Source organism: Candidatus Limimorpha avicola (assembly GCF_056978975.1).
This window is the reverse complement of the sequence record NZ_DBMCYK010000011.1, coordinates 57,564-84,235: the sequence shown is the minus strand read 5'-3', so window position 1 is coordinate 84,235 and position 26,672 is coordinate 57,564. Positions and strand designations below refer to the sequence as shown.

Annotated in this window: 19 protein-coding genes; 9 read left to right on the top strand and 10 right to left on the bottom strand. The window is 37.6% G+C overall.

All coding sequences use genetic code 11. The annotated features are described in order from the left end of the window. Positions 1–414 precede the first annotated feature (414 nt). The 7 genes from mdh (at position 415) to ACZOVS_RS06540 (ending at position 8,854) form a co-directional block, all read left to right on the top strand. The gene (gene mdh, locus ACZOVS_RS06570; RefSeq protein ID WP_483996435.1) at positions 415–1,362 is read left to right on the top strand and encodes a malate dehydrogenase; all 948 of its coding nucleotides are present in this window, start codon (positions 415–417) and stop codon (positions 1,360–1,362) included. Between the two features lie 22 nt (positions 1,363–1,384). Continuing rightward, the gene (locus tag ACZOVS_RS06565) at positions 1,385–1,843 is read left to right on the top strand and encodes a regulatory protein RecX (protein ID WP_483996434.1); all 459 of its coding nucleotides are present in this window, start codon (positions 1,385–1,387) and stop codon (positions 1,841–1,843) included. Positions 1,844–1,936: 93 nt separating this feature from the next. Beyond that, a protein-coding gene (prfB, locus tag ACZOVS_RS06560) for a peptide chain release factor 2 (protein ID WP_483996433.1) occupies positions 1,937–3,047 on the top strand; the annotation gives its coding sequence in 2 pieces (ribosomal slippage) (positions 1,937–1,999 and positions 2,001–3,047; 1,110 coding nt in all). A gap of 215 nt (positions 3,048–3,262) precedes the next feature. Continuing rightward, on the top strand, positions 3,263–4,642 hold the full coding sequence (fumC, locus tag ACZOVS_RS06555) for a class II fumarate hydratase (protein WP_483996432.1): 1,380 nt from the start codon (positions 3,263–3,265) through the stop codon (positions 4,640–4,642). Positions 4,643–4,804: 162 nt separating this feature from the next. Next, entirely contained in the window at positions 4,805–6,223 is a 1,419-nt protein-coding gene (locus ACZOVS_RS06550; RefSeq protein ID WP_483996431.1) for a carbon starvation CstA family protein, read from the top strand. Continuing rightward, positions 6,223–7,386, top strand: a complete 1,164-nt coding sequence (locus ACZOVS_RS06545; RefSeq protein WP_483996430.1) for a THUMP-like domain-containing protein — start codon at positions 6,223–6,225, stop codon at positions 7,384–7,386. Before ACZOVS_RS06550 ends, ACZOVS_RS06545 begins: the two co-directional genes overlap by 1 nt. A 280-nt stretch (positions 7,387–7,666) precedes the next feature. Next, positions 7,667–8,854 (top strand): C1 family peptidase, encoded by a 1,188-nt coding sequence (locus ACZOVS_RS06540; RefSeq protein WP_483996437.1) that lies wholly within the window; start codon positions 7,667–7,669, stop codon positions 8,852–8,854. A 203-nt stretch (positions 8,855–9,057) separates the two neighbouring features. Here the strand turns inward: ACZOVS_RS06540 and ACZOVS_RS06535 are convergent, their stop codons facing one another. From ACZOVS_RS06535 to ACZOVS_RS06500, 8 genes are all read right to left on the bottom strand, one after another. Beyond that, positions 9,058–10,299, bottom strand: coding sequence for a hypothetical protein (locus tag ACZOVS_RS06535; protein WP_483996429.1), 1,242 nt, complete (start codon positions 10,297–10,299; stop codon positions 9,058–9,060). A 427-nt stretch (positions 10,300–10,726) separates the two neighbouring features. After that, a complete protein-coding gene (locus ACZOVS_RS06530; protein ID WP_483996428.1) occupies positions 10,727–13,663 on the bottom strand; it encodes a T9SS type A sorting domain-containing protein in 2,937 nt (978 codons plus the stop codon). 242 nt (positions 13,664–13,905) lie between these two features. Beyond that, complete coding sequence (locus ACZOVS_RS06525) at positions 13,906–15,480, bottom strand: dipeptidase (protein ID WP_483996427.1); 1,575 nt, start codon at positions 15,478–15,480, stop codon at positions 13,906–13,908. Positions 15,481–15,489: 9 nt separating this feature from the next. Beyond that, complete coding sequence (gene rsmD, locus ACZOVS_RS06520) at positions 15,490–16,020, bottom strand: 16S rRNA (guanine(966)-N(2))-methyltransferase RsmD (RefSeq protein ID WP_483996426.1); 531 nt, start codon at positions 16,018–16,020, stop codon at positions 15,490–15,492. After that, positions 16,008–16,874 carry a DUF3822 family protein gene (locus ACZOVS_RS06515; RefSeq protein WP_483996425.1) on the bottom strand — a complete coding sequence of 289 codons (867 nt, stop codon included), beginning with the start codon at positions 16,872–16,874 and terminating at the stop codon, positions 16,008–16,010. Before ACZOVS_RS06515 ends, rsmD begins: the two co-directional genes overlap by 13 nt. A gap of 15 nt (positions 16,875–16,889) precedes the next feature. Further along, positions 16,890–17,495 carry a hypothetical protein gene (locus tag ACZOVS_RS06510; RefSeq protein WP_483996424.1) on the bottom strand — a complete coding sequence of 202 codons (606 nt, stop codon included), beginning with the start codon at positions 17,493–17,495 and terminating at the stop codon, positions 16,890–16,892. Positions 17,496–17,569: 74 nt separating this feature from the next. Beyond that, on the bottom strand, positions 17,570–17,944 hold the full coding sequence (locus ACZOVS_RS06505; protein WP_483996423.1) for a hypothetical protein: 375 nt from the start codon (positions 17,942–17,944) through the stop codon (positions 17,570–17,572). Positions 17,945–17,974: 30 nt separating this feature from the next. Then, the gene (locus ACZOVS_RS06500) at positions 17,975–18,751 is read right to left on the bottom strand and encodes a radical SAM protein (protein WP_483996422.1); all 777 of its coding nucleotides are present in this window, start codon (positions 18,749–18,751) and stop codon (positions 17,975–17,977) included. 622 nt (positions 18,752–19,373) lie between these two features. Between ACZOVS_RS06500 and ACZOVS_RS06495 the strand changes: the two genes are divergently transcribed. Further along, the gene (locus ACZOVS_RS06495; protein ID WP_483996421.1) at positions 19,374–20,144 is read left to right on the top strand and encodes an AMP nucleosidase; all 771 of its coding nucleotides are present in this window, start codon (positions 19,374–19,376) and stop codon (positions 20,142–20,144) included. Positions 20,145–20,146: 2 nt separating this feature from the next. After that, positions 20,147–21,160 carry a DNA polymerase III subunit delta gene (gene holA, locus ACZOVS_RS06490; protein ID WP_483996420.1) on the top strand — a complete coding sequence of 338 codons (1,014 nt, stop codon included), beginning with the start codon at positions 20,147–20,149 and terminating at the stop codon, positions 21,158–21,160. On the opposite strand, the gene ACZOVS_RS06485 is transcribed toward holA, so the two are convergent. Both ACZOVS_RS06485 and purL read right to left on the bottom strand, forming a co-directional pair. Next, the gene (locus ACZOVS_RS06485; protein WP_483996419.1) at positions 21,148–22,956 is read right to left on the bottom strand and encodes an AMP-dependent synthetase/ligase; all 1,809 of its coding nucleotides are present in this window, start codon (positions 22,954–22,956) and stop codon (positions 21,148–21,150) included. The genes holA and ACZOVS_RS06485 overlap by 13 nt on opposite strands. Next, positions 22,940–26,641 (bottom strand): phosphoribosylformylglycinamidine synthase, encoded by a 3,702-nt coding sequence (gene purL, locus ACZOVS_RS06480; RefSeq protein WP_483996418.1) that lies wholly within the window; start codon positions 26,639–26,641, stop codon positions 22,940–22,942. The genes ACZOVS_RS06485 and purL overlap by 17 nt, the downstream gene beginning before the upstream one ends. Positions 26,642–26,672 lie beyond the last annotated feature (31 nt).

Here is a 26,672-nt window from a genome sequence, read left to right as displayed (position 1 = left end):
TCGCAACACAAAATTACTTAATCCATTCGGGGAAGCAGAGGCTTCCCCTTTATTTTTTGTATTGCTGAATGACCCTTCTGAGTTGCTTGCCATCCTCCTCCCTTTCCGCTACGCTCCAAGGACGGAGGAGGATGGTTGCACTTCTATCTTGAATCTATAATATTTTTTAAGATATTATAATTTTTTATGTCTTTTGACAATGAAACATGCACATATTCACTACTGTTAGTGAAATAGGAAAAGAAAAATATGGCAATAACTTGCCATAATAATAAGTTAATGATATAGTCAGCTGATTATCATTATGTTATTTAAAGTTGAACAAAAAGTTATTTTATGATTTTTAAAATGTTAAAACACCTTGTTGCAGCAACAAAATGGTTTTAAGGTTGTCTTTAAAGTAAAATTTGAATCATGAAAAAAATAACTGTCATAGGTGCCGGGAATGTGGGAGCTACCACAGCAAAAAACATTGCAGCCAAAGACATAGCTGAAGAGATAGTACTTTTAGATGTCAAAGAAGGACTCGCAGAAGGTAAGGCGTTGGATATCAAAGAATCGTCTTCTATTGAGGATTTTGATTCCGATGTCATTGGATATACTGATGATTATAGTAAGACTGCTGATTCTGACATAACTGTCATTACTTCCGGAATAACAAGGAAGCCGGGAATGTCGCGTGATGACTTGATTTACACTAATGCGACAATCATAAAGGAGGTGACAAGAAAGATAATGCAATATTCGTCAAATACTATGATAATAGTGGTGTCCAATCCTCTTGATGTGATGACATATATTGCCTTTCGTACTTCAGGATTGCCTTCCAACAGAGTATTCGGTATGGCTGGAGTACTTGATGCAGCACGGTTAAAGACTTTTGTCGCTGATGAATTGGATGTATCTCCTAATGATGTACAGACTTTGCTGCTCGGCGGTCATGGTGATGCAATGGTGCCATTGCCGCGTTATACCACTGTTTCCGGCATCCCAATTACAGAACTTATTCCGAGCGATAAGCTGAATGCCATTGTCGAAAGAACACGTAACGGAGGCGGAGAAATACTTAACTTGATGGGAACTTCGGCTTTTGTGGCTCCGGCTGCTGCAATCACTCAAATGGTGGATTCTATTGCTCATGACAGAAAAACCATCATGCCGGTGTGTACCTTGTTGAAAGGTCAGTACGGAATGAAAAACATTTTTATAGGAGTTCCTGTCGTCATCGGTAAAAATGGCGTGGAGAAGGTGATAGAGATAGATCTAAATGAAATGGAAAAACAGATGTTCGAGAAATCTGCCGATAATGTCAGAGCTATAATGGAGATGGTAAATAAAGTGCAGGAAACGACTGTGGAATGAGCTTTTTCAGTATCTTTGTCGTATGATTTGCGATAAAGATACTGTTTTAAAAAAATTACTGCATTATTGTTCTTATCAGGATAGGAGCTTGTATGAGGTATGTGTTAAATTGAAATCGTTTGACCTTCCTTCCAATGAATATGATGATATATTGAAAATACTGATTGACGAAGGCTTCGTTGACGACAAACGTTATGCGGAGAGCTTCGTGAGAGCTAAACTGCGCTATAGGAAATGGGGCGTCAATAAAATACGTGCTGAATTGAGAAACAAAGGCATTGATGCTTCCATTATCGATAAGGCTTTGCTCGATGTAGATCCCGACATATATTACAATACTCTCTTGTCGTTGCTTCAGTCAAAAAAAACAGAAAATCCTGATCTATTTAAAGAAAAAAACAGACTGATGAGGTTTGCCTTACAGAGAGGTTATCAGTTTGAGATGATACAATGCGCCTTAGATGATATTTTCAATAAATGATGATTATTTGATATTGTAAAAACAGAAGAATGAGTTATTTTGGCATTTTTGTTATCGTACAGGAAAAATTAGTATTTTTGCAAAAAAATAATCATGGTTACTTCAGATAGTATAAAAGAATTGTGTAAGAGGATCGAATCCTTGAGGAGGTATCTTTGACATCGACAATAAGTTGGTCGAGATAGCAGCTTTGGAAGACAAGACACATGCAGATGGTTTTTGGGATGACCCTAAGGCAGGTAAGATAGTGATGCGTCAGATGCGTGACGTTAAAAGTTGGGTTACAGCCTATGACAATATTGTAAAGGCAAATGATGACTTGTCGGTATTGTTCGATTTTGCCAAAGAAGGAGAAGCTTCGGAAGAAGAAGTAGATAAACAATATGCCGATACCTTGAAACTTGTCGAGGACCTTGAATTTAGAAATATGCTTCACGAGGAAGCAGATATGATGAGTTGTGTATTGAAAATCAACTCCGGTGCTGGTGGTACCGAGTCGCAGGATTGGGCTGAGATGTTGATGCGCATGTATATGCGTTATGCTGAAGCTCATGGATATAAGGTCCGCATAAGTAATTTGCTCGAAGGTGAGGATGCCGGTATCAAAAGCGTCACTATGGAGATAGATGGTGATTATGCATACGGTTATCTTAAAGGCGAAAACGGAGTTCACCGCCTCGTCCGTGTCTCCCCATATAATGCTCAAGGTAAACGTATGACATCGTTCAGTTCTGTGTTTGTGACACCTCTTATCGATGATACCATAGAAATAGTCATTGATCCGTCTAAATTGAGTTGGGATACTTTCAGAAGCGGTGGCGCAGGTGGCCAAAATGTCAATAAGGTAGAATCAGGCGTGCGTTTGCGGTATCAGTATAAAGATCCTTATACAGGTGAAGAAGAGGAAATTTTGATAGAAAATACTGAGACACGCGATCAACCGAAAAATAAGGAAAATGCTTTGCGTCTTCTTAAATCTCAACTGTATGATAAAGAGTTACAACATCGTATGGAAGAGAGGAATAAAATAGAGGCAAGTAAGAAAAAAATAGAATGGGGTTCCCAGATAAGGAGTTATGTTTTTGACGATAGACGTGTGAAAGACCATAGAACTAACTATCAGACAAGTAATGTACAAGGCGTCATGGATGGTAAAATAGATGACTTTATCAAGGCTTATCTTATGGAATTTGGACAAAAATAATGCTTTAATGATATTTTTGATTGCTTTTTGTAAGTATTGTATTGATTGTTAATTTGGATATAGGATAATATTTTCTTGGAAGGAGTCGGGTTAATGCCCGGCTCCTTTTTTATTAAATTTATTCTGTTGATTTATAATGTCTTATCACTTGGTTATATAACATTTTATTAAGAATTGAAATGTCGTCTTGTTTGTTTTGTTTTAAAAACGACAAAATGAGATACAGACTTGAATATGATACCATGGGAGCCGTTGAGGTGCCATACGACAAATATTGGGGTGCACAGACACAACGTTCGTTGAACAATTTTGAGATAGGTGAGCCGGCTTCTATGCCTGAATCTTTGATTTATTCCATGGTATTGGTGAAGAAAGCAGCTGCAATGGCAAACATGCATTTCAATGTTTTGGATGCAAAAAAGGCTCATCTCATCATCAAGGCTTGTGATGCCATACTCGATGGAAAATATGATGATAACTTTCCTCTTGTTATTTGGCAGACAGGCTCTGGCACTCAGACTAATATGAATGTCAATGAGGTGATTGTCAATGTGGCGCAAGTAATTAGTGGAGGTTCTCTCGAAGACAAACATAAAATATTGCATCCTAACGATGATGTCAATATGTCGCAGTCATCTAATGATACTTTTCCGACAGCAATGAGTATTGCGGTCTATAAATTGCTTACGGATAATACTATTCCTAATGTCACTTTACTTCGCGACGCTTTAAACAGTAAAGCGGAGGAATATAGTGATGTCAGGAAGGTTGGCAGGACACATCTCATGGATGCAGCACCGCTGACATTGGGACAAGAGTTTTCAGGTTATGTATCTCAACTCGACCATGCATTGGCAGTATTGCGTTTTGCCATGCAACATTTGTCAGAACTTGCAATAGGTGGTACTGCTGTTGGGACCGGACAAAATGCACCTGAGGGTTTTGCCGGTAAGGTGGCGAAGATTATAGCAGGCTTTACCGATATGCCATTTGTCAGTGCAGCCAACAAATTTGAGGCGATATCTGCCAATGATGCCATGGTGGAGATTTCTTCTGCATTGAAAATTACTGCGGTAAGTCTTTTACATATAACTAACAACATACGTTTTCTTGCCTCCGGACCGAGATGTGGTATAGGTGAAATAATATTACCTGCCAATGAACCGGGGTCTTCTATCATGCCGGGTAAGGTGAATCCTACTCAGAATGAGGCGCTCGCCATGGTGTGTTCTCAGGTTATTGGTAATGATATTGCAGTGACGACAGGCGGTTTGCAAGGCCATTTTCAACTTAATACATTTAAACCTTTGATGGTTCATAATGTTCTTGAATCTGCACGTCTTTTGGGAGATGCGTGCAAGAGTTTTGCAATAAAAGCTGTCAATGGAATAACCCCTAATTATAAGAAAATAAAACATAATCTCGAAAATAATCTTATGATGGTGACCGCTTTAAGTCCATATATAGGTTATGATAATGCTGCTAAGATTGCAAAAATGGCATTGTCGGAAGAAATTACTTTGCGACAGGCAGCTTCTGAACTTGGACTTCTTTCACCGGAAAAATATGACGAGTTGATGTCGTCTTGTTTATGATGGTCGTAATATCTTTTCATACCCTTTGGTTTATTTTGTCAAAGAACGCCTTTAGTGTCAGAGGCGTTCTTTTGTATATTCAGATGTTGTTATTTGTTAAAAAAACAGTTTTGTTTTTGTGATAAAATATTTATAAATTTGCATGATTAAAAAATAGTGGTGATGATTACTTTTATTATTGCTTTAGGGATTCTCATTTTGGGATATTTTATTTATGGAGGTTTCATAAACCGTATGTTTGGTGCTGATCCTAAACGTGTTACACCGGCAATAAGTAACAACGACGGGATAGATTATGTTCCTATGCCAACATGGAAAATTTTTATGATACAGTTTCTGAACATAGCCGGATTGGGACCTATCTTCGGTGCTATAATGGGAGCTAAGTTTGGAATGTCATCTTATCTGTGGATTGTCTTCGGTACTGTTTTTGCCGGTGCTGTACATGATTATTTGTCAGGAATGATATCTTTGCGTGATGGTGGTATAAGTCTGCCGATGATAATAGGTAAATATCTCGGAACAAAAGTCGAAAAGGTGATGACAGTGTTCACCATGCTTCTTATGTTGCTCGTGGGCGCAGTGTTTATTTCACAGCCTGCAGACTTGCTTGAGAAACTTACACCGGACTTTTTTAATGTTTACTTCTGGATTATAATGATATTTGTATATTATTTTATTGCAAGTATATTTCCTATTGACAAGATAATTGGGAAGATATATCCTGTTTTTGCTGCCGCCTTGTTGTTTATGGCATTAGGCATATTAATCATGCTTTTTGTCAAATGGCCGGCTTTGCCTGAAGTGTGGGATGGATTGGGTAACACTTATGAGAGTAATCCTATCTTTCCTATGATGTTTATCTCGATAGCATGTGGTGCTATCAGCGGTTTTCATGCTACTCAGTCACCTCTTATGGCTCGTTGTATCAAAAATGAGAAATATGGACGCCCTGTATTTTACGGAGCCATGGTTGCTGAAGGTATTGTGGCGTTGATATGGGCAGCTGCGGCAACCTATTATTTCGGTGAGAATGGTGTAGGAAATTCTGCCTCTGTGGTGGTGATGGATATTTCTAAGGACTGGCTTGGTTATTTTGGAGGTATTCTTGCAGTGCTCGGTGTCATAGCAGCTCCAATAACAAGTGGCGATACTGCATTGCGTTCGGCTCGTCTTATTTTGGCTGATTTCTTCCACATGGAGCAGAAAAGTGTCAAAAACCGTTTGTTGCTTTGTGTTCCTATTATGCTTGTCGTTACCGGTATCTTGATTTTTAGTATTGTAAGCCAAGACGGATTTAATATTATATGGCGTTATTTCTCGTGGCTGAATCAGGTGCTATCTGTATTTACACTTTGGGCTATTACAGTATATCTTGTAAGAAATAACAAGAATTATTTCGTTACTATGATACCGGCATTGTTTATGACTTGTGTGACAATGACTTATATATGTATTGCCCCTGAAGGTTTTCATCTTAACCCTGTGTTGTCATATATAATAGCCGGAGTCATCACCATTGGTATGATGGTGCTTTTTGCCGTGAAAATTAAAAGAATAAAATCCGATGTCTTAAGTTGATGAACGATGTTACTTTTAACTTTATAAAAGAACATCTCAATGATGATGTAAAGTGTCTGGCATTATCTGCTTTTCCTGAGGATGTAGATAAGAACTTTGTTATAAATCAGATATATGCACGTCAACTTTTGAGGCATAAGCTCCCCTCATGGGCTGCTGATGACAATCTTCTGTTTCCGTCTCATCTTTCTGTGGAACAATGTTCCTCTGAGTTGACGGCATTGTATAAGGCTTCTCTTGTGAGAGGTGATACTTTTGCAGACCTTACCGGAGGACTTGGTGTGGATGCTTGTTTCATGTCCAAATCATTCGAAATAAGTCATTACGTTGAATGTCAACAACAATTGTGTGTCTTGGCAGAACACAACTTTGCGGCCTTGGGGGTAAATATAAAGGTGTTTAACGATACGGCAGAATCTTTTCTTCAGCATTGCGGCAACTATGACTGTATATTCCTTGATCCGGCACGGCGCGATAACTATGGTCGCAAAATGATTTCTTTGCACGATTGTAGTCCCGATGTGTCAACTCTGTTGCCACCGTTGTTTCAAAAAACAGGAATAATAATGTTGAAATTATCTCCTATGATAGATATATCTATGATTCTTAGAGAGTTGTCTGACGTTGCCGAGATACATGTGGTTGCTGTAAAAAATGAATGTAAAGAGATACTTGTGTTGATGCGACAAGGGTTCACAGGTAAAACAAAGTATTGTTGCTCAGACCTGAAAGATAATAATCGTTTTGTTTATCAAGAAGGAGAAGAAGATGATGCATTATGCCAAATGGCAGACAATGTGGGACATTATCTTTATGAACCCAATGCTGCCTTGATGAAAGGCGGGGCTTTCAAACTTATTGGTCAACGTTATGGATTGTCTATGTTGCACAAAAACAGTCATCTATATACTTCTGATGTGTTGTCGGACTCTTTCCCCGGCAGAGTTTTTTCAGTTCAGGCTTATTCTGATTTTAATAAGAAAGTTAAAAAGGAATTGTTGAAAGACTTAACGGCAGCTTCTGTGATAGTCAGAAATTTTCCTGTTAAGGCTGATGAGCTTCGTAAAATGTATAATCTTAAGGAGAATAGTCAACATTTTGTCATTGCTACTACAATGAAAGGAAATAGAAAGATAATTATCAATGCATTAAGGTTATATTGATTTTTTTCAATTATTTGTTTGTCATTTAAAAATTTTTGACAAAAGCGTATAAATTGAGATTAAAATCTTATCTTTGCGCCAAATATCACAATGATATGGCAAAGGTGTCACAAATGTATGTCGTTATGATGTTTTTTTTCTTTGATAACTATACCTTGTTTTTTGATGATGGTTTTATTTTTGATATGAAATAAAAGAAAAAATTTTAACGTTAAAATAATAAGTTATGAATTTTAAAAAATTTTTAGCTACAACAGCTTTGGCAGCATGTCTGCCTTGTATGTTTGTTTCTCCTGTTGTTGCACAGGAAGAACAAAAGGAAGAAAAAGAAGAAGGTTATATCTTCACAGACATTAAAGTGTTACCTGTAACATCTGTAAAAGACCAAAATGCAGCCGGCACATGCTGGTGCTATTCCGGATTGGCATTCTTCGAGGCTGAGTTGTTACGTATGGGTAAACCTGAATATGATTTTTCGGAGATGTATATTGTTTACAACACATATATGGACCGTGCCGAGGCGACAGTACGTACTCATGGTGATGTGTCTTTCGCACAAGGCGGCTCATTTTATGACGTCATTTATGGTATGAAGCATTATGGTCTTGTGCCTGAAGAGTTTATGAGACCAGGAGCAATGCATGGCGATTCATTGTCTGACTTTACGGAATTTTCCAATGTCACTGATCCTTTTGTAGAGGGTATCACAAAAAATAGAAAACTTCAACTTGCTCCCGATGGCACTCCGCTTTGGAAAAATGCTCTCGAAGGTATTCTCAATGCCTATATTGGTGAACGTCCGGAAGTGTTTGTCTATGAAGGTAAAGAATATACCCCTCAGACATTTTTCGAATCAACAGGGCTTAATCCTGATGATTATGTAAATCTTACTTCATTCACACATCATCCTTTCTATGATAAATTTGTCATTGAAGTACAAGACAACTGGCGCTGGGGTACTGCATACAATCTTCCTATTGACGAATTTATGGAGGTGATGGATTATGCTATTGACAATGGTTATCCTATCGCCTGGGGCTCGGATGTCAGTGAGAAAGGTTGGCTGAGAGGTGCAAATATGGGTGTTGTTGTCCTTCCTGACATAGAAGCAAAAAATGTGGACAAGAGCAATACCGATATGGCTCACTGGACAGGCCTCACTACTGTTGACAGAGAAAAAGAAGCCCAAAATAAACCTACTCCTCAACGTTGGGTGACTCAGGAAGATCGCCAAAGAGCTTATGATAACTATGAGTCAACCGACGACCATGGCATGATGATATACGGCAAGGCTAAAGACCAGATAGGAAATGAATATTATATAGTGAAAAATTCATGGGGAAAAGCCGGTAACTACGATGGTAAATGGTATGCTTCAAAGGCTTTTGTACGTTATAAAACATTGAACATTGTAGTTCATAAAGATGCCCTTCCTAAACATATTAAGAAATCACTGGGTATAAAATAAAATTCATGTTTATTGCAATGAAAAAGAGAATGTGCCTCGGCATGTTCTCTTTTTCTATTACATTTATAATGATTTTTGCATTATAATATAAAATGGTGTGCCGCTTTTTCGACACACCACTTGAAATACATTACAATAACAAATCAATATGATATTGTAATAAAATATACAATAATACTAATCATGCATAATGATTGTCATTCTCATTTGGCCTGGCGTTTTTCTTTTGATTTGGCATATATTTCTTTCCAGTTGTAATTTCTTCTTAAACCTTGTATGGTAGAATACAACATTATCAAACAGGATGTTATGCAAATTAAGGCAAAGGCTATGATATATAGTATTATTTTTCTTGCTGCCACCATCTGATTACCGGCGATATCATATTCTCTGACTACTTTGCCGTTAGAATATTTGGTAATGATATCCGGAGCATCCTTAATTGACCTGGAATAAATCATCAGCATGCCGGATATCGAATAAGCCAACATGGTTAATCCTCCTAATTTTTCAGCTTCTGCTCTGTGTCGGGAGATGGAATATCCGTATGGTCTTTCTGCAAAGATATATAAAGGTATTAATAGGATGAAAAAGATATTCCATATTAAAACCGAACGTTTTTCCCCTTTGTATCTTGAAAGCGATGTTTTTGCATCTTCCAAAGCTGCTTTTTGTATCTTTTTGAAATTCATACTGTTAATATCTTCATACTCTTTTTGAAATTCTTCAGCATTTTTATAATTTTCTTTGGACTTTTTTTGAAAATCTTTCTTCCATTCTTTATTGGAGGTTGTATCTGCTTTATTGGCATATTCTTCAGCGTATTTAATGCAATTATCATAATTATAGCGGCAATTCATCAACATATATATTTTATATGTTTGAGCATTATTGAAAGCATAATAAATATGATATTTTATGATATAGTCGGTTGATGCTCTGGCAATATCATCCCATGCTACTGTGGTGTCGCTTTTTGTCCAATTCTTTATCAAAGTAACTTTCTCTTGTGCTTTTTCAACGTCATCGTCATGTCTCGATACTCTCCATGAGAGAAAAATAACAGTTAGTATGACGCCTAAAATTATAGCCCATTGGAAATTCCAATGCCTTTCTGACGACCAATCTAAAATGCTTCTCATTTCATTCATGCAATATCTAAAATGAGGATTCTGCTTGTCGCCGGCTACATCTTCAGCCTTATCCAGTAACTTTCGCATTTCTTCAACTTCCCATGCGGAAATAGGATATTCGTCGTCGATTTTTTTCCCTCTTCTCCTTATATTAGGGTCGGAAGTATTTTTTAATGCCTCATAGATATATCCGTATGCTTCGGCATTAACGTCAGTACCTTCATCGGCAATCTGCTTGAGTTCATCGATATCGAAAGATACATATCCTTCTCTGTACTGGTTTTTGGAAATGTTTTCATTCTGCTCTCCCATAATTTTGTGATTTATAAATTATTAAACAGGACAAATATAAAAATTTTTCAAATACTTTTTAAATTTGACTGTATATTTTTCAAAATATTTTTTAATAGTGTTCATTATCACATTATTAAAAAGTTTGAAAATCGTAAGATTATGTCGGAAAAGATGGATTTTATTGTTAAAAGAAAATATAATGTTAGAATTGTTTATGAAAAAACCGATTAAATTCTTATTTTTATTATGCTTAATTTATTGTTTCTTTTTCGAATTAAAAATTATCATTTGTTTATTTTAAGATAAAAAAATTGGTGTGCCAATTCTTAGTTTGGCACACCACAAAATTAAATTGCATAAAACTTTAAAGGTTGTTTTGTAAAGCGAAATTAAATGGGACTTCTTTTGTAAAAGTTATTACTTCAAGTTTAATCAAAGAAGTCTTTTATTTTATGGTTATTTTCTTTATTATTGCCATTTCTTTGGTGATTATTTCCATAATATATAAACCTGGTATCAGATTTTCGACATCTACAGAAGTATTCTGCAAATTGTTTAACGAACAGCGTTTTACAATACGTCCGCTTATATCATACATATTGATTTCTGCATAATCGTTGAAATTGGAACAGATGTTTATAGTAGATGAAGCAGGGTTGGGGAATATTCTCAATGTAGATACCAAAGTCTCGGAGATGAAAACATCGCCTACCGAGAATGTTATGATTTCAGACTCTTCCGATTCAAGTCCCGAATGGTCAACAGCAGTGGCTTTTACGTTATAAGTGGTGTTATATTCAACATCTGTTACTAACATGTTACCTTTGACTTCAATGATTTCATTGTTGATATAAATGTTGTAATGATCGAGGTCGTTTGATTCTACATTATCCCATGTGATTATGGCATAATAGTCGTCACCGGCACATACAACAGCTTCAAGGTTTGTTGGAGTTTCCGGAGCATTGTGTTGTACATTGTAATTTATCATGTTGTATGTAGAAGCATCGAAAGTGCTGACATCGTAAGGCCAGTATGCGTGATAATCACTGCCATGACTTCTGTAATAAATATAAAAACCGCTTTTGTCATTTATAGGGCTAAGCATGTAGGTCTCATCACCAAATTCTAATGAAAATTCGACGAAAACATGACCGTCAACGGTACCGAAAGCTAATTCCTGGTCGAAAACGTCAATTGTTGTACCAACGCTTCCGTTTTCATATATCGGTCTGTATGTCATCGATGTGCCGTTGCCTGTATAAGTAAGCCAGTAGTTGCCTTCGCTGTCGTCGCCTTGTGGCGGAAATGTGCGGTTGCCATTGTCGTCAACATATAATGCCACGCAGTCATCAGCCTCAAGCTCAGTATCTGTGAACACTTCAACTGCACCATATAATTTGTTGTTGTTCGTCTTGCAATAAAATAATACAGAGCCTGCAGGTTCAATTTCGTTACTGTTACCAAGGAAGTCAGAGATATCTACAACAGAAGCATCAATCCATTCATCAGTGCCTTTCTGTCCGTCAATCGTGGCGGCAGTCCCTTGATATGCGTCTGCTGTGGTCACAATGAAGTCTGTCGATACACTGCCTTCAGCTATGTTGGAATAAGGAGTTTCCATGTTGTCGCCAAGTATTGCCGTTACAGCATAGAAGTATTGTTTTGTTGGTAAGGCAGTGTCGTCGTAGTAAGCATTCTCTTCGGAAAAACCTATAGGTTCTCCAAAAGCTGCTTCTATGGCATCTTTGCGATATACGGCATAATGTTCGAAACTTCCTCCAAAATCGTTCCAGAACAGAAACACCTTGTCGTTGGAGTTTATGGTGGCATGAAGACCTGTCAAGGGCATTCCTACAGGCTCTAATGTGCATGATATTGTTGTTGTCGTTTCTCCGTTGATGACAACATTATCAATGGTTTGCTGTACGTAACCTGTTTTACTGACAGTGACGTTATAGGTGCCTACAGGGATAAATCTGATGTTGAAAATACCATCTTCGTCTGTTAACTCATAATAATTATCGATGCCATCAATAGTAACTGTGACGTCCTTATGTGATGTTTCTCCGCTGAGAATTACCTCACCGGCAAGAGTTCCGACATTTTCGTGTCCGGTTTTGATAAGATACGCGTTGCCACCCCATCCCATAGTGGTACTGTGGACTGCCTTACCTGCTGTTAAACAATATTTTCCGTCTGTAGATAAGTCTATGTTTGTTAAAGAGCCCGATGTGTTGAGTTCCATATAAGGTTCATTGGTTTGTTTACGGAAAATGATGGCATCGGGACCGGAGTTGTCAACAGGACCGTCTGATGCAACTGCCAAGAGACTTCCATCACTCGCCATGGAGAGTTCAGATACCTGGCCTCCACAGTTTTCGTATGTCCATAATGGAATGGGTGAGTAAGAATTAAAGAAAAATACGGTACCGTCATATCCGGAAGATACAAAATCAAGTGTTCCGAAAGCTACGTATTTTCCGTCAGCAGAGATGGCATTGCCGCATCCCCATGAACTGCTTGCATAACTTGAAGTGATGTTGGTTTTCCATACTAATTCATAACGTTCTCCATTCCAATGCATCAATGTACCTTGTCCGCTGAAGTCACTGAAAGCAAGATAATCACCATTGGCGCTGAGTGCCGGACTTTGAGTTGGAGAGTTGTCGTAATAATAAATGTCATCTTGAAGTATGTCACCTGTTTCCGGCTCTAATACATAAATGGTCTCTTCTGGTTGTGCTACAGATACAACAAGACGGTTACATTCTGCTGATATACTCATTCCTACTACATTGCCTGCTAATGTCGTTGTCCATGATGCTGTGTTGGAATCTAAAGTGTAGTAAGATACTTCGGTGTTGTTGTTTGTTCGTATTGCAAGATAATAACCGGCATCGTCATTTCTTGCCGCTGCGTATGAGTTCTCTGAACATTCATGTGTCTTGGTGATATTGCCGTTGCCGTCTGAGACATAGATGACGGTTTCTTCAGCAGTGATTTGTATGTTGCCGCTTTTGTTGGCAAAATGAGTGGTAAAAGAACCTGTTGTCGTTGGAATTTGCCATGTGGGAGAATTGTTTTCTCCGGTAAAACCGTCAATGCGAGGGTCGTTAAGCGACCAGTTGATGGCAAATTTATGGTCTTCATTGTCGTCAATGTCAAAAGCATATACATTGTCACCGATGGCATATTCTTCTGACAATGACCAAACGACATTGGCATCGCCTTTTGTTTCACCGCCTCTTTGCGAGATGACATTATCGGAAAACTCTACAATCCTGCCTTTTTGAGGATTGTACACTGTTTTGTAGCCTCTTTGTGCGTTCGCACATAAAACCACAAAAACCATTGTTAATGAAAGTAGAAATTTCTTCATCTTTTTGTTTTTTAGGTTATTGTTAATAATGAAAGTTTAATTGTTATTATCTCTTGTCATGAGATGTTTTTTTGCTGCTAATATAAGTGAGATTTTAAAAAGAAACAAGTAAAATGTAAATGTTTTCAATATTTTGGAATCATTTTAAAAAAGTGGTGTGTCAATTTTCAGTTTGACACACCACAAGGGTTATTTAGATAATATATGTTATAACAGGATATATAATGTTTTTATATTATAAATCAGAATCCTATCCAGAAAAACTCCCAGAGTCTTTGTTCCATTTCCTTCCATGTTTGCGCTGTTGCCGCTTCAAAATCGGCAGTATATCTGTTCAGCATCTTTTGTGCTTCTTCTTTTTTGCCGTCATCGAGTAATGCCTTGACTCTTTTTTCCAATTCCGGCTGTTCTTCGCGAGCTTTCTGTTCGTAACGCAATACATTGTTTATTAACATGTCTTTGGTGTTGCCCCACATTACCTGTGCCAATTTGTTGGCTTTACGGTATCTCCACAGTGCAGTATTTTCGTTATACCCGTGATGACCGCAATGAGAGAATACTTTCGGCATTTCTGTCGAACCGCAATAAACCGGTATTCTCGGGCTCTGTCCCGGATTTTCTACACTGATATAACATACACCGCCAATCTCGTCCGGCATCCAGTCGCGCAATTGTGCTACAAAAGAATAAGAACACCACGATACCGACACTGTACGTTGAAATTCTACTGTACCCGGTTTTAAAAAGTTATAAGTGGAAATCTCGGTATTACCCAACCACGGGTTGGCTGTAGGACTCACAATAGTGTCACCTTTTCTATTGACAATTTTCAAGTTGCGTGTCATGTCTAAATCGGTGCCTTCGTATGTGCTTCTTAATAACTCCATGACTTTGTTTACATCGACATTTTCTTCCGGTTTTACTGAGAATGGTAAGTCTTCATCGTCCATACTGAGCCCCAGTGATGGAGCCAATGTACTGAGGATGAAAAATTCACGCTCGCGGAAATTCTTGCCTTCGGAATAACTGCTGCCGAAAGTTTTATACCATATAAACTCTCCTTTGCCATCCCAAAGACCATATTTCTTTGCTACTTTCTCAATATTGTCTGAACAGAGGAAGTTGTCCGGGTCGTTTCTGTTGAGATATTTTATTCTCGGGATATTGGCTGACACTCCTACTTCTCCATCCGGCACACGTTGTGCTGCCCAAATGCCGCCTGTTTTTTTAGGTCCTTCTCCCATGATCTCCATGAGCCATACCTCTTTGGTATCTGCAATGGTGATGGCTTCGCCGCTGTCACCGTAGCCGTACTTTTTAATCAATTCGCCAATTAGGCGTATTGCATCTCTTGCATTGTCACAGCGTTGCAAGGCAATACGCTCCAATTCTTCTATTTGAAACATGCCTTTTGGATTGATGAGGGTGTCGGGTCCGGAAAACGTAGTCTCTCCTATGGCAAGTTGTTTCTCGTTAAGACATGGATATGCCGTGTTGAGATAAGAATATGTATGTGCCACTTGAGGTATCTCTCCGGCAAGTTTCATGCCACAACTGTCGTAAGGATTCTCGGTATGCATAGTGCCTTTGTAAATCTTTACTTTAGCGTCTTTTTCAAAATCTTGTGCCTTTTCCCAGCGCATCCATGTACGGTACTGTCCGTCACAGGTGTGTGATGTCATTACTGAGCCGTCTGTTGAGGCATTTTTGCCAACCATGATACTGGTACAGTTGGCTCCGTCAAATTCTTGTGCTTCTGTTTTCCATGATACTGATAGTATCAAAAATGTTGCGATGGTTAAAATTCCGATTTTCATATCAATTTTTTATTTAAAGAATGTAAAGTTGACTTTTCCGTATTTACGATGGTCAACAAAACGCGGATGTTCTGTAAAATCTATATATTTGTTGTGTTCAACGACAAACAAGCCATCTTCTTTTAGCAAATTATTGTCTAATACCAATTTTACGAGTAAGTCATAATGTTGACATTCGTATGGAGGGTCGGCGAAGATGAGGTCGTATTGCATTTTGTGCATCTGAAGAAATCTGAATACATCGGATTTTACAGCCACAATGGCGTTCATGCCGAGTTTGGTGGCTGTCTCTCTAATAAATCTGACACAACTGTTTTCTATATCCACCGATGTTATTCTTTGACAGCCTCTGGATGCCAATTCGTATGATATGTTGCCTGTACCGGCAAAAAGGTCTAATGCCGTGACATCCTCAAAATACAAGTGGTTTTCAAGAATGTTGAATAAACTTTCTTTTGCCATGTCAGTCGTGGGACGGACAGGAAGATTGGATGGTGCCACGATTTGACGTCTTTGATGTGTACCTCTTATAATTCGCATTTTATGGCGTTGTAAATGATGTAATGTTGATGATATGGTTCTTCTTCCAAATCTTTAGTAAGTTGTATTTCAACGGGTTTTCTCATAAATCTTATGTCACGAAAATATCGGGAACATAATTCCAATATTTTTGATGTGTTTTCTATATGTCCCAAGAAATATAATGGGACAGTCTCATTGTCAATATTGAACTGTGATGTGGCAAAAATGAGAAAATAAACAAAATCTTCTGTGGTTTTGTATCGGAAATAATTGTGAAACACCAGGATACAGCCATTCATGATTACAAGTTCAAAATAATCGTTCTTGACATTGACAAAAACTCTTGAATCATGGTTTCTGTTTAGATTCTCATTGATAAGACTGTTTATCATAACGCTTGATGCATGTGCGATTGTGACATTTTCCGGGAGATTATTAAGGTAAATTCCGTCACTTTTGTTTATGGCAAAAATGTTGTTGATGTCAACTCTTGCAATGTAATCGGTTAAAATAAAAGAATCATCATCACTGAGATTGAGAAATCTCATGAAGTCATCTTTGTGTTTGTTTAGGAAGAAATTAGCAGGCACAAAAGTGTTTAATGTATTGTCAATAAGAATAACAGCTCTTTTGTATTCTTGTAATTCAATGTTTTTTCTTTCTTGAAACTCATCGATGACTTGTTCTATGCCTGCATCTTGTTTGATGATATTATAGTGTTCAAGGACGATAAATGTGGCGATGGTCTCATCAAAAACAGAATAAGAAAAACCATCCAACGAACATTGGATGGTTATAATATAATCTTTTATTCTTTTTTTGTCGAAACTATTATCAACCCTTGTAGTATATGGTCTTAAAAATGAAGTCATGTTGATGAAACCTCATTATTCCCAATTGCCGTCAACAGAAGGTTCAGTCATGGAACCTACTTTCAATCCCGGATATTTTTCTATTTGCTCTTGTTCAGCAATTAAGTTTTTGACTCTTTGTTCGTCAAGATCCCAAAGATAAGTCTCGTATGGAACTTTAACTTCGAAAACGCCTACTTTAAGACCGCCACGCATGATGTAACCTGCTTGCACTTCAAAAGGTTTGTTCTGTGAATAAGGAATTATGCGCAACTGGTTGATGTCGAAGTTGACTCTGTTTTTAAACAAGGAATCGATGACTTTGATATATCCGACAGTGTCATTGATGGTTTTTGTAAAAGTTGTATCGTTTGGATCAGGAATGATGTTTACAATAGGAAGTGTACCATTCTTGATATAATCTGTAAGCGAGTCGAAATTCGCTGTGTATCTGTTGTAAGTCTGTTTGAACAAAGCTTGTGTATTTCTTATGTCTTTCAGACTTTGAATAATTTTTGCTTCTCTTTCTGTACGGGTATTCTCAAAAACGACAGGTTGTCTTACGCTGTCGAATACTTTATACGCCAAAAATATAGCTAAAAGTGCTAATACGATGTTGATAATTGTGAGTCTTTTATTCATGATTGTAAACTATTATTTTCGATTGGCAAATTTATTCATTTTTTTAGAAATATTACAAAGTTTTTTTATTTTTTTTAAAAATTCATCTTGTGATAGTCAAAAGTCTTGTTGTCAAGGTATTTGCGAATCTTTTGAGCTATGATTAGGAATATATCCAAATTATTGGTTGTCAATATATTTATCGCACTTTGATTTCCATGAACGGCCTCTACTAACAATACCATGATTTTGTAATCGTAACGTTGAAGCCATTGAAAGGCAGCCGTTTTGTTGTCAATGGCGGCATCGAGAGCTGCAAGATGATAAAATTTGTTGTCCATCAGCCATTTAGTGGCTCTTTCACTGCCTCTTATTGCCTCACTTAATGCTGATAATTCGGGATAGCCGTTTTCCAACAGCCATTTGTTGAATTCAGCACCGTTATCTTCGAAGGTTTGTGCAAAGGCCATTAAAATTTTGACATTATATTCTATCATATTTCATCCAAAACATTCAACTTCAAAACCCAAAGCTCTCACATTGTCGGCAATATTTTCCAATTCAGCAACTGTCAATTTTTCCAAATCTTTTTCAGGAGTACTGCGGTCAATGGCGTAAATCATTGTTTTTCTTGGCTTTATCTTTTTAATATAATCTATCCACAAAGATATTTCTTCTTCTGTTGTGTTGTCGATTCTGTTGCCATTGTGATTACCTCTCAAGAAGAGTGTCTGTATTATAACTTTCCCGTTAAATCGTTGCAGATCTTGAATATATCTGTTCAGGTCGATTTTTACATTCGGCATATTGATATTTTGTATCATATCGATAGAACCGGCATCTATTTTCATGATGTTGTTGTCGATTTTTGACAATGCCTTAAATACCTCTTCTTTATGCAGCATGGTGCCGTTCGACAGTACGCTGATGACAGCCTTTGGAACATATTTATTCCTTAATCTTATAGTTATGTCAATGATGTCGGCAAATTCCGGATGCAATGTGGGTTCTCCGTTGCCTGAAAATGTAATGCTGTCGGGCTCTTCAGTTGTTCCTGCTATTTCTTTTAGTCTTTTTTCCAGAACCTTTTCAAAATCTTCTTTTTTCGGTAACTTCGTTTTTTCTACTGTGTTTTCCGGATTCCAGCCACATTCACAATACACACAATTGAAAGTGCATATTTTGTGTGTTTGTGGTAATAAATTGATACCTAATGATTTACCTAATCGCCTGCTGTATATTGGCCCAAAAACCAATTCTTCAAATATTATTGACATTTCTTATTATTTTTTGCAAAGATAAGCTTTTTTCTATCTTTATCTAAACATAATCTTGTAAAAGTTTTTATGAAATATATAAACAGTCTTATCATTTGATTTATTATGAAAATTTCAAGTGATATCGATGATTTATATGCTTGATGATATGTATTAGGATGAATGAATTTATTTATCAATAATTTATAAATCAATTAATTTATTTAAAATAGATTTACTTCTATGATTGTTGTATTTTCCGTTTCTATAAAATGTTGAATATTTTTTTGTTTTTCTGGATACAAATTTTACTTATTTCAATTTATTTTGTTTATGTTTGAAAAATTGTAGTGATTTTCAACATTTTTTGTAGAAAGTTTGATTTCATTGCAATGGATACAATAATTCACTGTTTTTATTGAATATTGTATTTTTATAAAATATAAAAGTTTATTACTGAGAAAAATAAGTATTCTTTATTTGATGAAGTAGATGTTTTTATGATAAAGACAATATATTATATTTTCAAGTGATTATAATTTGGGAATTTGTTTGAAAAGATTATAATTAACAAACTGTTGTCAAATTTTTTGGAATGTTGAATTTTTCAAAAGTTCTTATTATCTTTGCAGAAAATAACGCTATGAAAACAAGGAAAGAGATTATAGAAAACTGGCTTCCTCGATATACAGGTCTGGATTTGGAAGATTTCGGACATTATATTTTATTGACTAATTTTAAGAAATATCTTGATTTTTTTTCAGAAAAATATAATGCTCCTATTGTCAATGAGAATGTCACCATGCCATGTGCTACACATGGAGGTATTACCATGATAAATTTCGGTATGGGCAGTGCCAATGCCGCCACTATAATGGATTTGTTGAGTGCCGTGCATCCTCGTGCTGTCTTGTTTCTCGGCAAATGCGGAGGTATCAAGAAAATAAATAAGGTAGGCGATTTGATTTTGCCCATTGCAGCTATCAGAGGCGATGGAACCTCCAATGATTACATGCCTCCAGAGGTTCCTGCATTACCTGCGTTCAATCTTCAAAAGGCTATTTCGAATATTATCAAAGAGCATGGCAAGGATTATTGGACAGGCACTGTATATACTACAAATCGCCGTGTTTGGGAACATGACGATGAATTTAAGAAATATCTTCTCAAAATACGTTGTATGGCAGTAGATATGGAGACTGCTACTATTTTCACTACCGGTTTTGTCAATGAGATTCCTACGGGAGCACTGTTGCTCGTGTCTGATCAACCTATGATACCCGATGGCGTGAAAACAATGGAAAGCGATAAGGTCGTAGATAAACTTTATGTGGATGATCATATAATAATTGGAGTGGATGCTTTGCAACAACTTATTGATGAAAATATTCCTGTCAAACACCTAAAGTTTTGATTATGACATACGAACAGATAATGTCCGACATTGGGAACAGAAGATACAAGCCAATATATCTGCTTACAGGAGAAGAGCCTTATTTTATTGATACTATAAGTGATGCTCTTGAGAATACTGTGCTCGATGAAGTACAGAAGACTTTTAATCTTGTGGTGCTTTATGGTTTGGATGTCAATGTCCATGATATTGTCAATCAGGCTCGAGCTTTTCCGATGATGGGAGATGTTTTGCTTGTCATCGTCAAGGAGGCTCAAAATGTAAAAGATATTGATGCTCTTGTGGATTATTTGCCGGTGTTTCCTCCGACTACGATACTTGTTCTCGATTATAAATATAAGAAATTAGACAAACGTAAATCGTTTGCAAAACAGGTAGATAAAATGGGAGTCTTGTTTGAATCCAAGAAACTGTATGATAATAAGATACCTGAATGGGTGATGGATTATCTGAAAGAAAGAAAATATTCCATAACACCTAAAGCATGTCAGATGATAGTTGATTTTATTGGAAACGATTTGCATAAGATACGTAATGAACTTGAAAAACTGATTTTGGCCTTGCCTAAGAAAAAAAATATTGATGATGCTGATGTTGAATATAATATTGGCATATCTAAAGATTTCAATATTTTTGAATTGCAAAGCGCCATTGGCACGGGCAACCTTGTCAAAGCAGTACAGATTGTCAATTATTTCGGTGATAATATAAACGATAATCCTATCATTGTAACTGTTTCGGTATTGTTTGGTTATTTTACCAAACTGATGAAACTGCATTGTTCTAATGATAAAAGTAGAAGTACGCTTGCTTCTCTTTTGGGAGTCAGTCCGTTTTTCGTCAATGATTACCTTAATGCAGCAAATCGTTATTCTCTCTCGGATTGTTGCAGATGCATAGAAGTATTGCGCGAGTTTGACCTTAAATCCAAAGGTTATAATAACGTCTCTTCCTCACAAAAAGAACTTTACAGAGAGATGATTTTCAAATTAATGCATAATTCTTATTCTGCATAAATTTTTTCTATTATGTCACCGAAATCTTTAATGATACGTGTACGGCGCAGTTTTAAACTTGCTGTCATATAACCGTCATCTATATTCCATTCTTTAGGCAAGAGTTCCAATTTTTTGATTTGTTCAAAATCACCCAAAGTCTTGTTGTATTTGTCAACTTCTTTGCGGAAACGGTCGATGATGATTTTTTCTTTGACCATCTGTTCGTCAGTGGTATATTCAACACCTTTTATATTACACCATGAACGTACATGTTCGAAGTTAGGTACTATGAGAGCGGCTGCAAATTTCTGACCTTCGCCGACGACCATCACTTGATTGATGAATTGCGACTCTGTCAATTTGTTCTCTATCAATGCAGGACTGACATATTTCCCCATAGAAGTTTTAAATATCTCTTTGATACGTCCGGTAATATGCAACATGTTGTCTTCGTCTATTGTACCCACATCGCCTGTATGAAAGAAGCCGTCTTCATCAATAGCTTCACGAGTCATGTCTTCAGCCTTGTAATAGCCAAGCATCACATTAGGACCTTTGACTAATATCTCGTTGTTATCACCTATTTTAATCTCCTGGTTTTTAAGCACTTCACCTACAGTACCGGCTTTTAATTTGCCGGTTACCATACTGTTGGTGCATATCACCGGGGATGTTTCTGTCAATCCATAACCTTCACTCAGTGGAATACCTATTGCAGAAAATGTCTTTACGAGTTTAGGATTGATGGCTGCACCTCCGGTTATGATAAGCTGCAGGTTGTTTCCCAAAGCCTTACGCCATTCTTTGAAGACGAGTTTATCGGCAATTCTTAATTTCATAAGGTAAAACAATCCATTGTTGCGTCCGGTTTCATCATAACGTCCGGCAAGATTCACTGACCAGAAGAATATTATTCTCTTTAAACCTTTGAGTTTGCTTCCTTTTCGTAATATTGTGGAGTAAATTTTTTCTATAAGACGAGGTACTGATGAAAAATGTTGAGGTTTTATTTCTTTGAGATTGTCAACAATGGCGCCTATACTTTCTGCATAATATATTGATACTCCGAGATATATGCGGCAATATTGTACTGTTCTTTCGTAAATGTGCGACAATGGAAGATAGCTTAGCGCATCATGAGACTCATCTATAGGATATAACGGACAAAGATATTCTACTACCGACAAGATATTGCGGTGGGACAGCATAACTCCTTTTGGAGTCCCCATGGTTCCGGAAGTATATATTATTGTAGCCACATCGTTGGTATCTATGCCTTCCGATATATTCTTCAACAATTCATAATCTGCATTGGCTCTTCCTAATTCTAAGAGTTCGCTGAAGTGTTGTATTCCTTCTATCTTTTGTATAGAAAAGACACATTCAATTTTCACATTGTTGATTATGTCTTTTATCTTGCTGTATAACAACTTGCTTCCGACGAAAATTGCTTTTGCCTCAGAATGTTTGAAAATATATTCATAGTCATCATGACTGATGGTAGGATAGACGGGGATACATATTGCACCGACTTTTTGAATTGCGAAATCTAAGATGTTCCATTCAGGACAGTTGTTAGCGGCGATGATGATGCGGTCACCTTTCTGTATTCCTATTTTCAAGAGACCATAACAAACATAATCGGTCAACTCGCAGAATTTTTTTCCATCATATTTTACCCACTTGCCATTTTCTTTTCCGGCAAACATACAGTCCTTGTAACTGTATTTCTGAGCAAAATGCGACACCAAGTCAAATAGTCTTTTTGGAACGTCTGTAAGTATTGGTGTTGATCCTTTAAAGTTCTTTCCCATAATCAGTCTGTTTTGTGTTTTTTATCCAGTTTTTAGCATTGATGAAAGTCTCGATCCAAGGGCTTACTTCATCATTTTTTCTGTTTTGTGGATAGAATGCCCATTGCCAAGGTAGAAATGCTCTCTCAAGGTGAGGCATCATGGCAAGATGACGTCCGTCATTGGAGCATACAGCAGCTACATCCCAGTTGCTTCCGTTAGGGTTGCCGGGATATTCATCGAAACTGTATGTCATGGCAATGTTGTATTTGTCCTTGTAATATGGGAAGTTGAATTTCCCTTCTCCATGTGATACCCATACTCCGAGACGACGCCCGGCTAATGTCGATAACATGATACTGTTGCTGCATAATATTTCAACATTGATAAATGCAGATTCAAATTTATGGGAGTCGTTATGCAACATTTTTATATGTTCTTCATGTTCAGGATAAATGAGATGCAGCTCTGTCATAAGCTGGCAGCCGTTGCATACGCCGAGACTCATGGTATCAGGGCGAGAATAGAAGTTTTCTATTGCTTTACGGGCTTTTTCGTTGAATAATAAAGCACCCGCCCATCCTTTTGCAGAACCTAATACGTCTGAGTTGGAAAATCCTCCAACGAAAACTATCATGTTGACGTCGTTAAGGTCTTCTTTACCGCTTATTAGGTCAGTGGTGTGTATGTCCTTGACGTCGAAACCGGCTAAATATAATGCGTAGGCCATCTCTCTGTCTCCATTGACGCCTTTTTCTCTGATAATGGCGGCTTTGATGCCGGATGGTGTGCGCCTATGCATATCTATTCCCAGATCAGCGGCTTTGCCCGTGAACTCTCCGAAGTTGAATCTTAAATCCTGTTTCTTGTAGTTTATGAAACGTTCTTTCGCCTTCTGCATTCCACTCTGTTTTATATCCATAAGATAGGAACTCTTATACCAAATATCTCGTAATTCATTGATATCTAATTGATATAAGATGTCGTCTTTTTTGAGTCTTATCATCCGTTTCTCAATGGGTTTTCCTATTATATGATATTTTATGCCGTTATTTTCAAGTATTTGTTTTGCTTTTGTATCTTTAATTTGGATGATAACAGCAGGTTGCTCGCTGAAAGCCATGGATACGAGATCATAGTCAAAAGCACTGAGGTCTATGTCCATTCCGTATTCGCAATTGGCAAAGTTCATCTCTAACAATGTCGTTATCAGTCCTCCGGCGGAAATATCATGTCCTGCAAGTATCAATTCTTGTTCTATAAGTTCTTGTATGCTGTTGAAACATTTCTTGAAATATTCCGGATCTTTGACATCAGATGCTTTATCACCTATTATGTTTATGGTTTGGGCAAAGCTGCTTCCTCCAAGCTGATAATTGTCTTTTGAGAAGTCTATGTATATTAACTCACTGTCTTTATCTTGTATCATGACAGGTTTTACGGCTTTGCGTATATCGCTTACTTCTCCGACAGCAGATACAATCACAGTACCAGGAGACAATACTTTTTGTCCGTCAGGATATTTTTGAGTCATGGAGAGAGAGTCTTTACCTGTAGGTATGTTGATATTCAAGGCAATACAGAAGTCGCTTATAGCTTTCACTGCATGATACAACCGAGCATTTTCACCGGTATTCTTGGCCGGCCACATCCAGTTGGCACTTAAAGACACTCCTTGAAGCCGCTGTTCTATAGGAGCCCATAGCAAATTTGTCAATGCTTCGGCCACAGACAGACGGGAGCCATTTTCTGGATTGACAAGACCTGCAACAGGAGCATGACCTAGAGCAGTGCCTATACCTTTAACGCCTTGATAGTCTAATGCCATGATACCCAGATTGTTGAGTGGTAACTGTATGGCACCTGCACACTGTTGCAATGCTACTCTTCCAGTTACTGAACGGTCAACTTTGTTGGTAAGCCAATCTTTGCAGGATACTGCCTCTATCTGTAGTACTTGTTTGAGATATTTTTCAAAATCATCGTTGTTATATTGTACAGGCGTGAATTTATATGGTTTTTCTGTGTCTGTCATAATTGTCTTTGGAGCACTGCCGAAAAAGTCCGATAAACTGAGGTCTATGGGATTCTCTCCGTTTTTACGGACAAAACGTAATCTTTGGTCGCCGGTGGCTTCACCTACCAAATAATAAGGTGCTCTTTCGCGTATTGCTGTCTTTTTTATGATGTCTATGTCTCTGTTGTTTACGAGAAGTCCCATTCTCTCCTGTGATTCATTTCCAATTATCTCTTTGTCTGAAAGGGTAGGGTCTCCAATAGGCAGAGTGTCAACATTGATTATGCCGCCGCTTTTATCCACAAGTTCAGATAGACAGTTGAGATGTCCGCCGGCGCCATGGTCATGTATGGAACGTATTGGGTTGCTGTCGTTTTCTACCATGGCACGGATTACATTGGATACACGTTTTTGCATCTCAGGGTTGGCACGTTGTACTGCGTTGAGTTCTATGGCATTGCTGTATTGTCCGGTGTCAACGCTCGATACGGCGCCGCCGCCCATGCCTATACGGTAGTTGTCACCACCTAATACCACGATAATGTCACCCGGTTCCGGTTCCTCTTTTATGCTGTCGTCTTGTTTTGCAAAGCCTATGCCGCCGGCAAGCATTATGACTTTGTCATATCCGAAATTTTGACCTTCACTGTGTTCAAAAGTCAACAGACTGCCATTGATAAGAGGCTGTCCGAATTTGTTGCCGAAATCTGAAGCACCGTTAGATGCCTTTATCATAATGTCTGACGGACTTTGATACAACCATTTACGTTCATTAAAAGAGTTTTCCCATTTTTTATCTTCGTTATTGCGAGGATATGAAGTCATATAAACAGCAGTGCCAGCCAACGGAATGCTGCCACGTCCTCCGGCAAGACGATCTCTTATTTCTCCTCCACTGCCTGTCGATGCTCCGTTGAAAGGTTCTACCGTGGTGGGGAAATTATGTGTCTCTGCTTTTAAAGAAATAACAGTGTCTATTTCTTTGATTCTGAAATAATCTGCTTGATGTTGCGTGGAAGGGGCAAACTGCTCTATCTTTGGACCCATAATAAATGCGACATTGTCTTTATATGCCGAGATGAGTCTGTTGTGATTTTCCTTGGACGTTTTCTTTATTAAGGCGAATAATGTCTCAGGCATTTCTTTGCCGTCAATTATAAATTTACCATTGAAAATCTTGTGCCGACAATGTTCTGAGTTGACTTGTGCAAACCCATATACTTCACTGTCTGTCAATGCCCTGCCAATCTTAGTGCTGACTTCTTGTAAATAAGAGATTTCTTCTTCACTTAATGCAAGCCCTTCCTTGCGGTTATAGTCTTCGATGTCGGTGATATGCTGTATGGGCTCAGGTTTCCTGTTAATGAAAAATACTTTCTGATCCAATATGTCATATTTAGATTGCAACATAGGGTCATAACTGTTGTCATCGTGTGCAACACGAGTAAATTCCTCAATTCTCTTGATACCTTTGATACCCATGTTCTGAGTTATCTCGACGGCATTAGTGCTCCAAGGCGTTATCATTTCACGTCTTGGTCCGAAGAAATGTCCTTCAACAAAATCTTCATCCGTTTTCTTGGCTTCATCAAAAAGCCATATAAGTTTTTTCAGATCCTTTTCAGATTGACGCTCAATGCTATCTACCGCAATGATTGTATTTTGCTTAGTTTCAAAAAAGATAATCATTTGTTCATTCAATATACTATGCTGCAAAGAT

Coding starts and splice junctions, on each gene's coding strand:
- ACZOVS_RS06510 (WP_483996424.1), bottom strand. CDS start 17,495: ATGAATAAAAGACTCACAATTATCAACATCGTATTAGCACTTTTAGCT.
- ACZOVS_RS06485 (WP_483996419.1), bottom strand. CDS start 22,956: ATGGGAAAGAACTTTAAAGGATCAACACCAATACTTACAGACGTTCCA.
- ACZOVS_RS06550 (WP_483996431.1), top strand. CDS start 4,805: ATGATTACTTTTATTATTGCTTTAGGGATTCTCATTTTGGGATATTTT.
- ACZOVS_RS06545 (WP_483996430.1), top strand. CDS start 6,223: ATGAACGATGTTACTTTTAACTTTATAAAAGAACATCTCAATGATGAT.
- ACZOVS_RS06530 (WP_483996428.1), bottom strand. CDS start 13,663: ATGAAGAAATTTCTACTTTCATTAACAATGGTTTTTGTGGTTTTATGT.
- holA (WP_483996420.1), top strand. CDS start 20,147: ATGACATACGAACAGATAATGTCCGACATTGGGAACAGAAGATACAAG.
- purL (WP_483996418.1), bottom strand. CDS start 26,641: ATGATTATCTTTTTTGAAACTAAGCAAAATACAATCATTGCGGTAGAT.
- ACZOVS_RS06515 (WP_483996425.1), bottom strand. CDS start 16,874: ATGACTTCATTTTTAAGACCATATACTACAAGGGTTGATAATAGTTTC.
- fumC (WP_483996432.1), top strand. CDS start 3,263: ATGAGATACAGACTTGAATATGATACCATGGGAGCCGTTGAGGTGCCA.
- ACZOVS_RS06495 (WP_483996421.1), top strand. CDS start 19,374: ATGAAAACAAGGAAAGAGATTATAGAAAACTGGCTTCCTCGATATACA.
- ACZOVS_RS06540 (WP_483996437.1), top strand. CDS start 7,667: ATGTTTGTTTCTCCTGTTGTTGCACAGGAAGAACAAAAGGAAGAAAAA.
- ACZOVS_RS06565 (WP_483996434.1), top strand. CDS start 1,385: ATGATTTGCGATAAAGATACTGTTTTAAAAAAATTACTGCATTATTGT.
- ACZOVS_RS06535 (WP_483996429.1), bottom strand. CDS start 10,299: ATGGGAGAGCAGAATGAAAACATTTCCAAAAACCAGTACAGAGAAGGA.
- ACZOVS_RS06505 (WP_483996423.1), bottom strand. CDS start 17,944: ATGGCCTTTGCACAAACCTTCGAAGATAACGGTGCTGAATTCAACAAA.
- rsmD (WP_483996426.1), bottom strand. CDS start 16,020: ATGCGAATTATAAGAGGTACACATCAAAGACGTCAAATCGTGGCACCA.
- ACZOVS_RS06500 (WP_483996422.1), bottom strand. CDS start 18,751: ATGTCAATAATATTTGAAGAATTGGTTTTTGGGCCAATATACAGCAGG.
- mdh (WP_483996435.1), top strand. CDS start 415: ATGAAAAAAATAACTGTCATAGGTGCCGGGAATGTGGGAGCTACCACA.
- ACZOVS_RS06525 (WP_483996427.1), bottom strand. CDS start 15,480: ATGAAAATCGGAATTTTAACCATCGCAACATTTTTGATACTATCAGTA.